The 15,312-nt window shown below is 37.4% G+C and carries 15 protein-coding genes; 2 read left to right on the top strand and 13 right to left on the bottom strand.

What is annotated here, in order from left to right; all coding sequences use genetic code 11:
• Window positions 1–65 precede the first annotated feature (65 nt).
• The 3 genes from EG365_RS16805 to EG365_RS16795 form a co-directional block, all read right to left on the bottom strand.
• Window positions 66–2,231, bottom strand: coding sequence for a malate synthase G (locus tag EG365_RS16805; RefSeq protein WP_000126961.1), 2,166 nt, complete (start codon window positions 2,229–2,231; stop codon window positions 66–68).
• Window positions 2,232–2,600: 369 nt separating this feature from the next.
• A complete protein-coding gene (gene zapE / locus EG365_RS16800) occupies window positions 2,601–3,743 on the bottom strand; it encodes a cell division protein ZapE (protein WP_000933387.1) in 1,143 nt (380 codons plus the stop codon).
• Between the two features lie 83 nt (window positions 3,744–3,826).
• Window positions 3,827–4,846 carry a helix-turn-helix domain-containing protein gene (locus EG365_RS16795; RefSeq protein ID WP_000830356.1) on the bottom strand — a complete coding sequence of 340 codons (1,020 nt, stop codon included), beginning with the start codon at window positions 4,844–4,846 and terminating at the stop codon, window positions 3,827–3,829.
• A 121-nt stretch (window positions 4,847–4,967) separates the two neighbouring features.
• Between EG365_RS16795 and EG365_RS16790 the strand changes: the two genes are divergently transcribed.
• A complete protein-coding gene (locus EG365_RS16790; RefSeq protein WP_014538345.1) occupies window positions 4,968–6,515 on the top strand; it encodes a flavin-containing monooxygenase in 1,548 nt (515 codons plus the stop codon).
• Window positions 6,516–6,564: 49 nt separating this feature from the next.
• Window positions 6,565–7,476, top strand: coding sequence for a lysine exporter LysO family protein (locus EG365_RS16785; protein ID WP_001190746.1), 912 nt, complete (start codon window positions 6,565–6,567; stop codon window positions 7,474–7,476).
• Here EG365_RS16785 and pyrF read toward each other — a convergent pair.
• The 10 genes from pyrF to EG365_RS16735 all read right to left on the bottom strand — a co-directional run bounded on the left by pyrF (window position 7,473) and on the right by EG365_RS16735 (window position 15,162).
• Window positions 7,473–8,171 (bottom strand): orotidine-5'-phosphate decarboxylase, encoded by a 699-nt coding sequence (gene pyrF, locus EG365_RS16780; protein WP_000392928.1) that lies wholly within the window; start codon window positions 8,169–8,171, stop codon window positions 7,473–7,475. The genes EG365_RS16785 and pyrF overlap by 4 nt on opposite strands.
• A 165-nt stretch (window positions 8,172–8,336) precedes the next feature.
• The gene (locus EG365_RS16775) at window positions 8,337–8,702 is read right to left on the bottom strand and encodes a lipopolysaccharide assembly protein LapA domain-containing protein (protein ID WP_001269278.1); all 366 of its coding nucleotides are present in this window, start codon (window positions 8,700–8,702) and stop codon (window positions 8,337–8,339) included.
• 24 nt (window positions 8,703–8,726) lie between these two features.
• The gene (locus tag EG365_RS16770; protein WP_000205997.1) at window positions 8,727–9,029 is read right to left on the bottom strand and encodes an integration host factor subunit beta; all 303 of its coding nucleotides are present in this window, start codon (window positions 9,027–9,029) and stop codon (window positions 8,727–8,729) included.
• Window positions 9,030–9,185: 156 nt separating this feature from the next.
• Window positions 9,186–10,859: a 30S ribosomal protein S1 gene (gene rpsA / locus EG365_RS16765; protein WP_000140309.1), complete on the bottom strand. Its 1,674-nt coding sequence runs from the start codon at window positions 10,857–10,859 to the stop codon at window positions 9,186–9,188.
• Window positions 10,860–10,963: 104 nt separating this feature from the next.
• On the bottom strand, window positions 10,964–11,650 hold the full coding sequence (gene cmk, locus EG365_RS16760; RefSeq protein WP_000218018.1) for a (d)CMP kinase: 687 nt from the start codon (window positions 11,648–11,650) through the stop codon (window positions 10,964–10,966).
• A 7-nt stretch (window positions 11,651–11,657) separates the two neighbouring features.
• Window positions 11,658–12,101: an SRPBCC family protein gene (locus EG365_RS16755; protein ID WP_001246675.1), complete on the bottom strand. Its 444-nt coding sequence runs from the start codon at window positions 12,099–12,101 to the stop codon at window positions 11,658–11,660.
• A gap of 69 nt (window positions 12,102–12,170) precedes the next feature.
• Window positions 12,171–12,674: a tRNA adenosine(34) deaminase TadA gene (gene tadA / locus EG365_RS16750; protein WP_000033178.1), complete on the bottom strand. Its 504-nt coding sequence runs from the start codon at window positions 12,672–12,674 to the stop codon at window positions 12,171–12,173.
• Window positions 12,675–12,680: 6 nt separating this feature from the next.
• Window positions 12,681–13,805 (bottom strand): enoyl-CoA hydratase/isomerase family protein, encoded by a 1,125-nt coding sequence (locus tag EG365_RS16745; protein ID WP_001983908.1) that lies wholly within the window; start codon window positions 13,803–13,805, stop codon window positions 12,681–12,683.
• Window positions 13,802–14,515: a uracil-DNA glycosylase gene (gene ung, locus EG365_RS16740; RefSeq protein ID WP_001177528.1), complete on the bottom strand. Its 714-nt coding sequence runs from the start codon at window positions 14,513–14,515 to the stop codon at window positions 13,802–13,804. Before ung ends, EG365_RS16745 begins: the two co-directional genes overlap by 4 nt.
• Before the next feature lie 50 nt (window positions 14,516–14,565).
• Window positions 14,566–15,162 carry a 6-pyruvoyl trahydropterin synthase family protein gene (locus EG365_RS16735; protein WP_000908452.1) on the bottom strand — a complete coding sequence of 199 codons (597 nt, stop codon included), beginning with the start codon at window positions 15,160–15,162 and terminating at the stop codon, window positions 14,566–14,568.
• Window positions 15,163–15,312: the final 150 nt, after the last annotated feature.

The following is a 15,312-nucleotide window of genomic DNA, read 5'->3' as shown; positions in this document are numbered from 1 at the left end:
ATAAGCACAAAATATACCGAAAATAAAAAAGCCTCCGAAGAGGCTTTTTTTATAATAGGTTAAAATTAGTCACCTGTATAACCTTTTAATTTTAAACGAGCCGCATGTAGTAATGGCTCAGTATAACCAGAAGGCTGTTCACAACCTTTAAAGATAAGATCTGAAGCTGCTTGGAAAGCAATATTAGTTTCAAAGTTAGCTGCCATTGGTTTATACAATGGATCATTCGCATTTTGTTCATCAACAATTTTTGCCATGCGTTTAAGCACTTCTTCAACTTGTTCACGAGTCACGATACCGTGACGTAACCAGTTGGCAACATGTTGAGAAGAAATACGTAATGTTGCACGGTCTTCCATTAAGCCCACATTGTTAATATCCGGAACTTTTGAACAACCTACACCTAAGTCCACCCAACGAACAACGTAACCTAAAATACCTTGGCAGTTATTTTCAAGTTCGTTATTAATTTCTTCTGCTGACCAGTTTGTATCAGTTGCAAATGGAGGAGTTAACAAGTCATCTAATGACAACATTTCTTCAGCTTTTAACTGATCTTGACGTGCTTTTACATTTACTTGGTGGTAATGCATCGCATGAAGTACAGCACCAGTTGGTGATGGAACCCAAGCACATGAAGCACCAGCATTTGGATGAGCAGCTTTAGTTGCCAACATATCTTTCATGCTATCTGGTTTTGGCCACATGCCTTTACCAATCTGTGCTTTACCTTGTAAACCACATTTCAAACCGATTGCAACGTTACGATTTTCGTAAGCAGCAATCCATTTTTGTGTTTTAACAGCTTCTTTACGAACAACTGGTGCAGCTTCCATAGAGGTATGGATTTCGTCACCCGTACGGTCCATGAACCCAGTGTTAATAAAGATTGTGCGATCTTTAGCAGCAGCAATACAGTTTTTCAGGTTTACAGATGTACGGCGTTCTTCATCCATAATACCGATTTTTAAAGACTTCGCTGGTAATCCTAGGGCTTGCTCAGCACGCTCAAATAACTCAACAGCAAAAGCAACTTCTTCAGGACCATGCATTTTTGGTTTAACAATATACATAGACCCTTTACGAGAGTTTTTATTTTCGTTTTCACTACGGATGTCAGCAATTGACAACAATGGTGTTACCAACGCATCCATAATACCTTCGAAAATTTCTTCGCCATCAACTAAAATTGCTGGATTCGTCATTAAATGACCTACGTTACGAAGTAACATAAGTGAACGACCATGAAGTTTTGTTGTGCCACCGATCAAATTTTTAATTTCACGGTCTTTGTTCAAAGCGCGAACAATTGTTTTACCATTTTTTTCGATAGATTCTTGAAGAGTGCCCTTCATCAAACCTAACCAGTTACGATAACCTTCAACCTTTTCTTCTGCATCAACAGCTGCTACAGAGTCTTCAAGATCCTGAATTGTTGTAACCGCAGCTTCAAGTGTTAGATCTTTAACACCCGCTAAATCAGTTTGGCCAATTGGGCTATTCGCATCAATTTCAATAATGACATGTAGGCCATTACTCAAAAGAACAACTTCTGAAGGGTTCGCTTCTTCACCATTGAAACCCACAAACTGAGCTTCATGAGCTAAGCCAGTTTTAGTACCATCTTTTAAAGTCACAACGAGTTTATTCTGCTCGATTGCATATTTAGTTGCATCAGCATGTGAGCCTTGCGCAAGCGGGAAAATTTCATTTAAGAAGTTTTTAGCAAACTCAATAACTTTCGCACCACGTACAGGGTTATATCCTTTTCCTTTTTCTGCACCACCTTCTTCTGAAATTACATCAAAACCGTAAAGTGCATCATATAAAGAACCCCAGCGCGCATTTGCTGCATTTAAGCAATAACGTGCATTACGTACAGGTACTACTAATTGTGGGCCTGCTAACAATGCAATTTCTTCATCTACGTTTTCAGTAGTAATTTGGAAGTCTTCAACTTCTGGTAATAAATAACCAATTTCAGTTAAAAATGCTTTGTAAGCACCTAATTCAAATTTATTGTTGCGGTGCCATTCATCAATTTTTGCTTGTAATTCATCACGCTTAGCCAATAATGCTTTATTCTTTGGACTAAGGTCGACAACAACTTGCTCAAAGTTCTTCCAGTAAGTTTCACTATCTAAACCAGAACCTGGTAAAGCTTCATTTTCGATAAAATCGTAAAGTTCTTTAGCAATCGCTAACTTGCCTTTTTGAATACGTGCAGTCATTGTCTTTCCTGAAGTTGCTACTTTTTATACCAAGAGAATCCTAGTATACCGATTTAAATTAAGCTGAATACTAATATCACATTCCTAAATAGTAAGCATTTTCCCTTGCATAACTATTGACAAAGATAAATTTTTCTATATAGGAAAATATTAAAATTCTAACTAGGATTCCCAACAATTTATTCAATATTTAAAGATACTGAAACTAGACTTTTTGTTAACAGACAAAAAATTTCACTATCTTGTTTTTTCTAAAGCGTATTTAGTTATATCAAACTTTGCACAATGAAAAAGTACTATTTCGCTAAATTTATCTTTTTTTGTTGTAAAAAAAGCGCTCAATCTAGAGCGCTCTTCATATCTGATTTCTTAAGAAGTTTTAGTCGCATCAATATGTCGATGTTCAGAATGCAAATACTCATCTGACTGCATTTCTAATAAACGTGAACGAGTACGCTCAATTTCAAAAGCCAATTTCTCGCCTTGATAGATATCAATAATACTATCTTGAGAGGTTAAAAGTAGTTTCACTCCACGATCATAAAATTCATCGACTAGATAAATAAAACGACGTGTGCCTTCAGACAAGAAGTCTGTTAAGTGAGGAACATTGCTGACCAAAACCGTATTATAAATATTGGCAATTTCAATAAAGTCTGCTGGACTACGGGGCTTTAAGCAAAGTTCAGAAAACTCACACCATAAAACATCTTCCGTATGCCCTAGGGTTTCAACAACACGGTTATTGATCACAATCGGTTCATGAGAATTTGTTTGAGTATGAGTTAAAGCAGTATAACGCTCTGATATCCAGCTTTGAGCTTCATTACCTAATGGTGATTTAAACAATTGAGCCTGTTTTAAAACACGTAAACGGTAATCCACTCCTGCATCTACATTTAAAACGACACAGTTCTTTTTAACCATTTCAATTGTAGGAATAAAACGATCACGGTGAATCCCGTTTTTATATAAACCGTCTGGTGCAATGTTTGAAGTTGCAATGAGTGTTACACCACGAACAAATAACTTTTGGAATAAGTCACTCAAAATCATTGCATCAGTTACGTTCGAGACAAAAAACTCATCGAAACAAATAACGACAGCATCTTTATAAATTTGATCAGCCACGATATCGAGTGGATTACGTTGGCCAGAAAGTTTATTTAACTCTTTATGAACATGTTGCATAAAGTGATGAAAATGCATACGTGTTTTACGGCGAAATGGTACAGACTCATAAAATTGGTCCATAAGCCAAGTTTTGCCACGTCCTACACCGCCCCACATATATACACCTTTTGGAGATGTTTGGCGGCGGAAACGACGGAAAGCTTTTTTAGAAGCTTTATAACGATTTAAAAGTTCTTTCCATACACGATCTAATTCTTGCACTGCCTGTGCTTGTGCCTCATCTGCCATAAACTGGCCTGAAGCCAATGCCTCAGCATAGCGCTCTGCTGGGGAAGACGGAGTAAATGCAGTACTATGAGAAGATTTTAAATTTAACATATCATTTTATTTCAATTTTAACTGAAGAGAGTATAGCGAACATTTTGTCCGACCACATTAGCTTTTAGCATCAAGAGTTACACTCAGTAAAACTCTTTTCCATATTGCCGAGGACTCTGTCCAAACCATCTTTTAAATGCATGATTAAAAGCGGCAGGTTCAGAATAACCAAGTGCTTCTGCAATAACTTCTATTGAATACTCTTTATATTCCATAAGTTTAAGCGCCTTATTCTTAATAATCTGTTCACGAATTTGTTTATAACTCGTATTAAGCTGCTGCAATTGATGCCTTAATGTCCTTTCAGGCATTTTCAAAGCAAAAGCGGTTTCCGCCATGCTCGGGATAATTCCTTGTTGTAGCTCTAAATAATCTTGCACATATTGAATAATAGGCGGTATTTGATGATCTTGTTCATTTAATCTTTCTATTTCTTTAATACATTTAGCCTCATAGATACGATGAGTAATAATATCTGCTGAAGGAATTTTTATTTCCAGCACATTCTTACTTAGGCTAAATGCTGCATGTGTAGAATTAAAATGTAGATCATCTCCATAATATGCGTAATATTGAGTAACGGTATCTGGATCAGAGGGTTTCGGAAATGGTAAATCTATACGCATATCAGGCATTTTTAAGCCCATCATGGTATAAATATCCTGAATAAACTTATAAGTGCCCGAAATTTCGCATTGGGCACGGAGTAAACCGATTTCTGTTTTTAAATCGACCGGTAAATAGTTTAAAATGATGTGATTTTCAGTTTCTTGTAAGCTCAAAGTACCAAATAAATGCGTAAGCTTTTGATACTGTATGCCTTTTTCTAAGGCTGTTTGTATATCATGGCTGGTCACAAGTAACATGAGTAAAGGACCATAACCTGCCAATGCGTAATGTTGTCCAATAAATAATCCTTTCTCTGGGTCAACATTCTCACTAATAATTTGCTGTATATCCCATTCCAAACTGTCATGAATTGTTGAGCTTGGGTCCAAGGAATCTACTTTAATACCTATATCTGCCAAACGTGAGTCGACATCAATGCCCGCATTGCGCATTCCTTGAATTAAATAGATTAAACCAAGTGCCGATCGTTTCATTCTTTTATCAATTTCCCTAGACTGAAATGTTTTACTATAAAGAAGTGATAAAATTAATTGCCGAATCTATCAATTTTCACGTCGATACAATCATGTTTAAACTGTTTAAAAAACGTTAGTCTTGCCTGCAATCCTCTTTACCGCATATGCAGGGTTTCCAATGCTAAACGCAAAACAACATGCTATTCAAAAAACTAAAATCGCAATTATTGGTGCTGGATTCGGTGGCCTTGCCATGGCTATTCGTCTGTTACAAAGCCAACAATCAGATTTTTTTATTTTAGAAAAATCTAATGATGTCGGTGGAACTTGGCGTGAAAACCGCTATCCAGGAGCTGCGTGTGATGTTCAATCACATATGTACTCTTTGTCTTTTGCACCTAAAACTGACTGGTCAAAACGTTATGCAGAAGCTCCTGAAATTTTCGATTATATCCAAGATATAACCAATCAATATCAAATTAAAAACTACTGTAAGTTTAACCATGAGGTTACTCATGTACAGTATGATGAAATGCGCCATGTATGGTCACTAGATTTTGCAAACCAACCTTCTCTCGAAGCACAATTTGTAGTTTTTGCATCAGGTCCGCTACATATTCCACAAATCCCTCATATTCAAGGTATTGAAAAGTTCAAGGGTAAAGTTTTTCACTCTTCCCAATGGGAACATGACTACAGTCTAGAAGGTAAATCAGTTGCTTCCATCGGTACTGGTGGTAGTGCAATTCAATATGTTCCAGAAATCGCAAAAGACGTTAAGCAATTATATGTATTCCAACGTACAGCAGCTTGGGTTATCCCACGAGATGAGCGTAAATACTCTAATTTGAGCAAAGCTCTATTTAAAAAATCAAACTTCTATCGACAAATTCATCGCAGCCGCCTTTATTGGAGTAATGAATCTCGCGTTGTTCCTATAGTTCAGCCGCAAATCATGAAATATGGGCAAAAATTAGCTGAGGCATTTATACGTTTCCAAGTTAAAGATAAAGATTTAGCCAAGAAACTTACACCAGACTTTGTGATGGGCTGTAAACGCATTCTTATTTCAAATAAATACTTCCCTACTTTTAACCGTAAAAACGTTGAATTAGTGACCGAGGGTATTCAAGAAATTAAAGAGAACAGTATTATTACAAAGGATGGAAAAGAAAGACCAATTGACTGTTTAATCTATGGAACTGGTTTTGTTACCGATCCACGTATTTATTTAAAACATTTTACATGTATTGGTCGCAATCAAATTGAATTGAAACAGGCTTGGAAAAACGGTGCAGAAAGTTATTATGGAATTATGACCAAGAATTTTCCTAACCTATTTCAACTGGTCGGGCCAAATACCGTTTTAGGTCATAATTCGATTATATTTATGATTGAGTCACAAGTTAATTATATTTTACAGCTTATTGATCTAGTTGAAAAATCTGGACAGCACGCTATAGAAATTAAACCGGAAGTTCAGGATTCCTTCAATGAAAGAATACAAACACAACTTCAAGGTACTGTATGGCAAGCTGGTGGGTGTAGCAGCTGGTATCAAGCTGCCGATGGAAAGAACTTTTCTTTATGGCCAACTTATACATGGAAATATTGGCTAGACACTCGTAAAGTTAATCCTAAAGATTATTTGTTATTAAATAAATGCTCACAGAGCTATGCAGCATAATATGTTCAATACATAATAGATAGGTTGATAACAATCTATCTATTATTATATGCAGTCCATTAGTCTCATTATTCAAATTTTTCTTGTATTAGCATTTGGTTATTTTCTAGGTCCTAAACTTTCACTAAATATTCGGCATTTTATTTTTAAAATCCTGCCTTATTTTTCTTATATTTTACTAACCAGTGTAGCTTTAGAACTAACACTCGCCCTTGACCAAATTGATAATCCCTCAACTATACTTCCACCTGCTCTATTAATTGCATTAACCACTTCTCTTGGTTCTTTTTTTACTTGCTTATTCGCTTATACAATTTTTGATAAAGAAAGTGTTAAAGGGAAAATTTCGCTTCAACTTTTTATGAATGCATTAAAAAATATTGCCAAGGCATTTTTAGCTTTAACAATAGGCGTGATTTTAGGCATTCTTCTTACCCAATTACATACCCATATTCCCTTTAATAGTTGGTATTTACTATTACTTTTTATTTTTTTAATCGGAATCGAACTTGCTTTTACTCATTTTAATCGTACATGGTTAAGTTGGAAAATTCTTATTGTACCTTTGGCCGCCTTTATAGGCTCGTGCTTAGCTGGGCTTCTCAACTATTCCTTACTTGGTCATGAGTTTACACTTAATGAAATATTAGCTTTGGGCCAAGGCTATGGTTGGTATTCAATGTCAGGTATTTTATTTACACAGCTACATTCAGCTGAGTTAGGTGGGATTGCCTTGCTCACAGATCTATTTAGAGAGATAGTTGCAATTTTACTCATGTATACAATGGGTTGGCGGTTTCCACGTCCAGCGATTTCAAGTGCTGGCGCTACCTCAATGGATGTAACATTAGCAATGGTAAAACAGTCATGTGGCACACATTATGTACCACATGCCATGATGAGCGGCTTACTCTTAAGTCTACTCGCTCCACTTTTAATTACTGTGTTTTTAAACTTTTAAGCAATTGAAGCAAGAATCGATTTCAACATTTCAGTTGGATTTTCTGCTTTAGTAATCGGACGACCAATAACTAAATGTGTAGACCCATCAAGCATTGCCTGTTTCGGAGTTACAATACGTTTTTGGTCATCTGCATTACTACCCTCAGGACGTATTCCCGGAGTAACTAAAGAGAAATCTTGTCCGATTAACTCACGAAGAATTTTAGCTTCTTGAGCAGAACAAACTACACCATCTAAACCACTTTCTTTAGTAAGTTTCGCCAATCTTTTAACTTGTTCTACAGGTTCAATATCTAACCCGATATCTTTTAAATCTTCACGCCCCATAGAAGTTAAAACTGTTACCGCAATTAATTGTGTTTGATAATTACCTGCTTTTAAACGCTCCACACAGGTTTCCATCATTTTACGGCCACCTGATGCATGTACGTTAACCATCCATACACCTAAGTCTGCGGCAGCACATACAGCTTGAGCCGTCGTATTTGGAATATCATGGAATTTTAAATCTAGGAAAACTTCGAAATTTTCTTCTTGAAGTTTTTTTACAACAGATGGGCCTTCATGAGTAAAAAGCTCTTTACCTACTTTTACGCGACATAAAGTAGGATCAAGTTGTTCAACAATTTTTAAAGCGTCATATTGGCTTTTAGCGTCCAACGCAACAATGATACTCAAGAGACTTTCTTCCATCACATAAAATCAGCGCTATTATAATAGACAAGTCAGCCAGTAATAAAGAAATCTATTGAACCAAGTTCTTAAATGAGGAAATAGTGATTTTAAACTAGAAGGATAATGAGGAATATAGAAGGGAAAATACTACTCTTTATGACTAGATAAAGAGTAGTACCAAAATTATAAAGGAGTAGAATTTTTATCTTGCGGATAAATATCTACAACAGTTTTTTCGTGTCTTACATTTGCAGCTGCTTCTGCTGCAGCCAATTGAGCACTTTGAATTTGTTCTTTTCTCAAATGATCAATATCTTTGCGAAGACGTTTGATTTCCCAGCTTTTTTGGAAAACTCGGAAAACTTGTACACCTAATAAAAGCCCAACTACAATTCCAAGCGCTAAGGTAAGCAACAATAATAAACCTAAACGCATTGCAGGAACTTGAGTAAATAATAAATCAACAGGAAGTTCTGTTGGGTTCTGCAAAACAAGTGCTAAAGAATAGCCAAATACAATAATGAGTAATGCAATTAGAATATAACGCATAGGCACCCCACTTATGAGTTTTATTTATTTTCCAGATTCATTCACTGCATCACGGAGTGCTTTACCTGGTTTAAAATGTGGAACAGCCTTCGCTGCAACATCTACTGACTTACCTGTTTTAGGGTTACGACCAACTCTAGGTTCACGGTGGTGTAATGCAAAGCTACCAAAACCACGGATTTCAATACGATTGTCAGACGAAAGAGCTTCGATCATTTGGTCAATCATAATCTTAACCGCTTCTTCCACTAATGGTTCAGCCAAGTGTGGATTTTTTAGCGCAATGCGTTCAATCAAATCAGACTTATTAAGAGCTTCAGTAGTCATCTACGACCTCGTTATTTATTACTACTCTAAGTCGTTTGATAATAACCTGTTTAAATACAAAACGGTAGCGCAGTATGTTGAATACTACGCTACCGTTTACAGTAATTTGTATAAAAAGTACAATTTCGTTACATGAAACTGTACTTTGTTAACTTATTACTTCATTTGTGCTTTGATCAAGTCACCAATAGTCTTAGGACCATTGTCTTGAGAAGCTGATGCTGTACGCAAGTTAGCAACTGCTTCTTTCTCTTCAGCTTCATCTTTCGCTTTGATAGACAAGTTGATAGAGCGAGATTTACGGTCAACGTTGATGATTTTCGCTTCAACTTCTTGACCAACTTCTAAGAATTTAGTTGCGTCTTCAACGCGGTCACGGTTGATTTCAGAAGCTTTAAGAGTAGCTTCTACTTCGTCAGCTAACTTAACAGTTGCGCCACGAGCATCAACTGCAGTTACAGTACCTTTAACTAAAGCACCACGTTCGTTAGCAGCTAAGAAATCATTGAACGGATCGCTGTTCAATTGCTTGATACCAAGGCTGATACGGTTACCTTCAGCGTCTACAGACAAGATAACTGCTTCAACAGTGTCACCTTTCTTGTAACGACGGATAGCTTCTTCGCCTTGTTCGTTCCAAGAAATATCAGACAAGTGAACTAGACCGTCAATACCGCCATTTAAACCAATGAAGATACCAAAGTCAGTGATAGACTTGATTGTACCTGAAACTTTTTCGCCTTTCTCATGAGACTTAGCAAACTCTTCCCATGGGTTAGCACGAGTTTGTTTGATACCAAGGCTGATACGACGACGTTCTTCGTCAACTTCAAGAACCATAACGTCAACTTCGTCACCGATCTGAACAACTTTAGATGGGTGGATGTTTTTGTTAGTATGGTCCATTTCAGAAACGTGTACTAAACCTTCAACGCCTTCAGCGATTTCAGCGAAACAACCGTAGTCAGTTAAGTTAGTAACACGTGCTTTAACGATAGAACCTTTAGGGTAACGGCTCATGATCGCTAACCATGGATCTTCACCTAATTGTTTAAGGCCTAAAGATACGCGGTTACGTTCACGGTCAAACTTAAGTACTTTAACAGTAACTTCTTGACCAACTTCAACAACTTCTGAAGGGTGCTTGATACGCTTCCAAGCCATATCTGTGATATGAAGAAGACCATCAATACCACCAAGATCAACGAATGCACCGTAATCAGTAAGGTTTTTGATAGTACCTGTAACTGTTTGACCTTCTTCAAGTTGAGCAAGTAATGCTTCACGGTCAGCAGAAGATTCAGCTTCCATAACAGCACGACGAGATACAACAACGTTGTTACGTTTAGCATCAAGCTTGATTACTTTAAACTCTAACTCTTTACCTTCAAGGTGAGTTGTGTCACGGATAGGACGAGTGTCAACTAATGAGCCTGGTAAGAACGCACGAACAGGACCGATGTCAACAGTGAAACCGCCTTTAACTTTACCAGAGATAACACCAGTAACGATTTCGCCATCTTCAAAGATTTTTTCAAGTTTAGTCCAAGTTTCAGCACGTTTAGCTTTTTCACGTGATAAAACTGTTTGACCCATACCGTTGTCAAGAGCTTCAACAACTACGTCAACAGTATCGCCAACCTGAACTTCAAGTTCACGTTGTTCATTTAAAAATTCAGCACGGTCAACAATGCCTTCAGATTTAAGGCCAGTGTCAACAGTAACCCAGTCACTATCGATGTTTACAACAACACCTTGGATGACTGCACCCTTTTCAACGTTGAGGTTTAATTCACTTTCTTCAAAGAGGGCTGCAAAAGATTCGGTCATGATATACCTGATAAAGTCAGCGGTCTTGGATCAGACAAGGCCGGTTTAGTTAAGTATCAACATAGTCTTTATAGACTGATCAAGCTATGCGTCAACTGATAATCTTAGTTGCTAACAGTACGGCTATTGACGTAATCAACCATCAACTTAAATACTTGATCGATCGTTAATTCCGAACTATCAATAATATAAGCATCTGCGGCTGGCTTGAGAGGAGCTACTTCTCGCTCCATGTCTCTTTTGTCACGCGCTTGTATATTAGCTAAAATGTCGTTTATTTTAGCATCTAGCCCCATACCCTGCAACTGTTTTACTCTTCGCTCAGCACGCGACTCAGCTGAAGCAGTCAAATAAATTTTAGCATTAGCTTCCGGGAAAATTGATGTTGCCATATCTCGGCCATCTGCAACTAATCCCGGAGTTTGTGCAAATGCTCTTTGGCGCTCAAAAAGTGCTTGTCTGAGCTCTGGTATTGCTGCAACTTTAGATGCATATTCTCCAACTCGCTCTGTACGGATAGTTTGGGTTACATCTTCCCCATCGAGGAAAACTAATGTTCCCTCTGCCGAGGTTTCAAACTTAATATTAAGCTGACGAGCATAGTTAACACACTCATCTAAATGGCTATCTAATTTTTCCAATAAATCATGTTTATGTAATGACAACCCTAACAAACGATATAAGGCACCCGAATCAAGTAAATGAAATTGATAATACGCAGCAAGTTTCGCCGCTAATGTTCCTTTACCCGAACCACTCGGACCATCAATAGTAATAATTTGAACTGTCATTGAACTCTCACGAAGAAGCAAATGCTTTAGCTAATCTCGAAAAGCCTAGTGTAATCGCTAGTTTTAGCTGTGCAAGAATTAATTTACTTACAACAGGAGCTTTTGCGGTTAATTCGATACGATACGTAACCAAAGTAATATAAGGAGTAATTTCTGAGAACTCGATTCGACCTAAATGGTGTTTCACTAGAGGATTATCAATCAGTTTATATTCAATACGTTTGTTTTCTTCGAGATGCGTGATTTCTTCTTTAAGTGGTTTAATCACGCCAAACCCCATACGACGAACAGAACCCACTCCATCAGGTCTTTCAGGATCTGCCGAATCTTTAACACGCACAACTTGTAGTGGAGCAAATGCAGTGTTGTAAGCTGCATGTTTAGAAAGCAGGTTAAAGACATCACTAAGAGGAGCATTAAATTCTTTTTGTATAGTAATTACATTACGCATGAAAGTTCCTTATTTAAATAAATCATGTCAATGAAACGGCGTTAGTGTGCCATAACCTCATGACATTTTTTAATCATTTAAGGACGTTTTTTGTTGTTTCTCTTGTTTCTTTTGTTCACGTCTTTGCTTAAAAAAAAGACTTAACTGTTGAGCACATTTTTCATGTAAATATCCATGCTCAAAAGTAAATTTATGGTTGTAATAACCATTTTCTAATAATTGACGTGCACTCACGAGTGAGCCAGCTTTAGGTTCTGTTGTTCCAAATACGACATGTTTAATTCTTGCATGTACTAATGCTCCCACACACATTGTGCACGGCTCAAGCGTAACGTACAAAGTCGCATCTTCAGGTAAACGATAATTTTTCAATGACTCACAAGCCGCACGAATAGCTTGAATTTCTGCATGAGCCGTAGGATCAGATAAACCAATTGGAGCATTAAAACCAGCTCCAATTAACTTGTTTTGACTCACGATTACAGCTCCTACAGGAATTTCCCCCTGCTTGGCTGCTAATTCAGCTTGCTCGTAAGCAAGCTGCATCCAATACTCATCACTAAATTTAGACATTATTGATTATGACACTACGCCATATTGTCTAAGTAATGCATTCCAGCTATCAATCGTCGTGATCGGTGGATCATCGGCCAAAATACCTCGTAATGTAAGGTCTTCACATGCTTTCCATTCTGGCGATAAATCTTTATCGACTAAACGAGCACGTACGCCTTCCACAAAGTCAGGATGGCGAATTTTCCATTCAGAGATTTGCGCTTCTAAATCAAAAACTTCATCCCAAGAATGAACTTGTTTACCCCATTGCCATAACAACCAAGTAATTGCTGCCGTACTAGGCGAGCCCTTTTGTAAGTTTTCACTCGCTTGACGCAACCAGTCACTGCTTGCATCTCGCAAGCTGACGATCGCTTGATAGTCTTGTTCAAAGCTTGAACCACGGCAAACACTATGTATAACGTCTAACGAATTTTGTAATGGCCCTGCTGCAACCGGGCGATGCAAACTATTTAAAGTATCATCAATCGCACGGAAATCACCTGCCGGATAGTGAGCCCAATTAATATTGAGTACTTTCTGTAGAACATTATCACGTTGCGCTTCACAAATATGCGTCGCCCAACCAATGCTATATGCCCCAGCAGCCGTCATAATAGAACCTGTCAAACCGGTAAATAAACCAATTTGCCCACGGTCAGCAAGGAAACGGCTTGCTCCAACATCAGGGTATAAACCAATATTAATTTCAGGCATAGCCAAACGTGAATATGGTGTAACCAAACGGAAAGGTGCAGCCATAAACAAGCCTAAACCACCACCCATTACATAGCCTTCGCCCCAAACAACAACCGGTTTAGCATAGTTATGTAACAATAAATCCAAAGCATATTCTTGCTGGAAAAATTTATTTGCGGTTTCTACTTCCTGATTAATTACCAGCTGACGTAATTTGCGTACATCTCCACCCGCACAAAATGCTTTTGGTGTAGTCGAGTCCAACCAAATTGCTTTTACTTGCTCATCATCACGGAAGTCTTCAAATACACGTAATAGAGCCGTTACGATTGATTCATCTAAAGCGTGTAATGATTTAGGTCGATTCAAACGTACAATACGCCAACCATTTTTCGCTTCTTCAACTACCAAATCCGGATGATAGCTATTTACATTGGGAGAGTTCATCATGCGTCCAATTGCCAGTCTATGGGCTCAATGCCATGTTGTTTCAAATATTGATTTGTTTTGGAAAACACTTTGCATCCAAAGAAACCACCACGATTAGCCGCAAGTGGCGATGGATGTGCAGCAGTTAAAACCAAGTGTTTTTCTCTATTTATACGTTGTCCTTTACGTTGTGCATAAGCACCCCATAAAATAAAAACAATGTGTTCACGTTGTTCATTTAAAACATCAATTACTGCGTCAGTAAACTCTTCCCAACCTTGTTTTTGATGTGATGTGGGTTGCCCTGCTTCTACAGTAAGTACACTGTTTAATAAAAGTACGCCTTGCTCAGCCCATTTGGTTAAATCACCATGACGAGAAACTGGCACACCTAAATCTGTGTGTAGTTCATGAAAAATATTACGTAAAGATGGTGGTAATGCAACCCCTCTTTGAACCGAGAAACTTAAGCCATTTGCCTGATTTGGACCATGATATGGATCTTGCCCTAATATAACGACTTTCACATGATCTAACGGCGTAATATTTAAAGCATTAAATATTTGTTTACTTGGTGGATATATGGTTTTTTGAGCCTGTTTTTGTTGAAACAAAAAGTCTCTTAAACTATCCATATAAGGACTCAGTAAAAATGGAGTTAATGATCTTTTCCAGCTTTCTTCTAATTGAACTTTACTGAGTTTGTCTTGCTGTTGCTCAGTTAATTGCATTAATGTCATCCTAGATCAATTTTCATTTCTACAAACAAAAGGAAGTTAACTTACACTTCTACTTGTAAGTTAACATGCGGATTATGAAACTTAATCCCTTGTTTTAAATTTTCATACATATCTGGATCAGCCCATTCGGATTGGACTTGTTCTGAAAAAATAATTCCCTCAAGGTTTAACAGCCCCATTTGTTCATTTTGAATATCTTCAAGAAAACTTTGGGCATAACCTGTATCGGTTTCATGAACAATCACTGAATAGACTTCAACATCACCTTCCCCATTTTGGGTAACAGTAGATTGTAATACTTGCTGGGCCAAATAGAAGAAGATTCGAGAAAATTGCTCAGCAGATGGCGAAACTGGTAAAGAGATCCAACGCGCGCTAAAAGTCTTACAAGCATCAATATATTGCGGATCATCTTTTTCCCAGAAACAAATCGCATGATCAAAGCTATCGAAAAGGTCCTTAATTACGCCTTTTAACAGCCCAAAATCATATACCATTTGTCCATGATCTAATTTCGAAGCTTTAAGTAATAACTCGACTTTATAACTATGCCCATGAATAGATCGCTTACAACGATCCGATGTACAGTTACGTACAACGTGTGCATTTTCAAACTTAAATAACTTACGAATTAACATGTGCCAAATCGATCATTCCTTCTAAGAACATTATTATAAAGCAAAAGATAAAAACTTCGCACCACTTTTCAAATAGAAACAATTAGCAAAAAGTATGATAAGAGATGTGAAGAAATTTTGAAGATATTGATTTTTTACTTTAAATACTGC

The organism is Acinetobacter sp. FDAARGOS_494 (assembly GCF_003812225.1).
GTDB classification, from domain to species: Bacteria; Pseudomonadota; Gammaproteobacteria; order Pseudomonadales; family Moraxellaceae; genus Acinetobacter; species Acinetobacter baumannii.
This window is presented reverse-complemented; position numbering and strand designations above follow the sequence as displayed.

What these genes read in the sequence shown, in the direction of transcription:
- EG365_RS16805 (WP_000126961.1), bottom strand. Translation starts at nt 2,231, where the DNA reads ATGACTGCACGTATTCAAAAAGGCAAGTTAGCGATTGCTAAAGAACTT.
- zapE (WP_000933387.1), bottom strand. Translation starts at nt 3,743, where the DNA reads ATGTTAAATTTAAAATCTTCTCATAGTACTGCATTTACTCCGTCTTCC.
- EG365_RS16795 (WP_000830356.1), bottom strand. Translation starts at nt 4,846, where the DNA reads ATGAAACGATCGGCACTTGGTTTAATCTATTTAATTCAAGGAATGCGC.
- EG365_RS16785 (WP_001190746.1), top strand. Translation starts at nt 6,565, where the DNA reads ATGCAGTCCATTAGTCTCATTATTCAAATTTTTCTTGTATTAGCATTT.
- pyrF (WP_000392928.1), bottom strand. Translation starts at nt 8,171, where the DNA reads ATGGAAGAAAGTCTCTTGAGTATCATTGTTGCGTTGGACGCTAAAAGC.
- EG365_RS16775 (WP_001269278.1), bottom strand. Translation starts at nt 8,702, where the DNA reads ATGCGTTATATTCTAATTGCATTACTCATTATTGTATTTGGCTATTCT.
- EG365_RS16770 (WP_000205997.1), bottom strand. Translation starts at nt 9,029, where the DNA reads ATGACTACTGAAGCTCTTAATAAGTCTGATTTGATTGAACGCATTGCG.
- rpsA (WP_000140309.1), bottom strand. Translation starts at nt 10,859, where the DNA reads ATGACCGAATCTTTTGCAGCCCTCTTTGAAGAAAGTGAATTAAACCTC.
- cmk (WP_000218018.1), bottom strand. Translation starts at nt 11,650, where the DNA reads ATGACAGTTCAAATTATTACTATTGATGGTCCGAGTGGTTCGGGTAAA.
- EG365_RS16755 (WP_001246675.1), bottom strand. Translation starts at nt 12,101, where the DNA reads ATGCGTAATGTAATTACTATACAAAAAGAATTTAATGCTCCTCTTAGT.
- tadA (WP_000033178.1), bottom strand. Translation starts at nt 12,674, where the DNA reads ATGTCTAAATTTAGTGATGAGTATTGGATGCAGCTTGCTTACGAGCAA.
- EG365_RS16745 (WP_001983908.1), bottom strand. Translation starts at nt 13,805, where the DNA reads ATGATGAACTCTCCCAATGTAAATAGCTATCATCCGGATTTGGTAGTT.
- ung (WP_001177528.1), bottom strand. Translation starts at nt 14,515, where the DNA reads ATGCAATTAACTGAGCAACAGCAAGACAAACTCAGTAAAGTTCAATTA.
- EG365_RS16735 (WP_000908452.1), bottom strand. Translation starts at nt 15,162, where the DNA reads ATGTTAATTCGTAAGTTATTTAAGTTTGAAAATGCACACGTTGTACGT.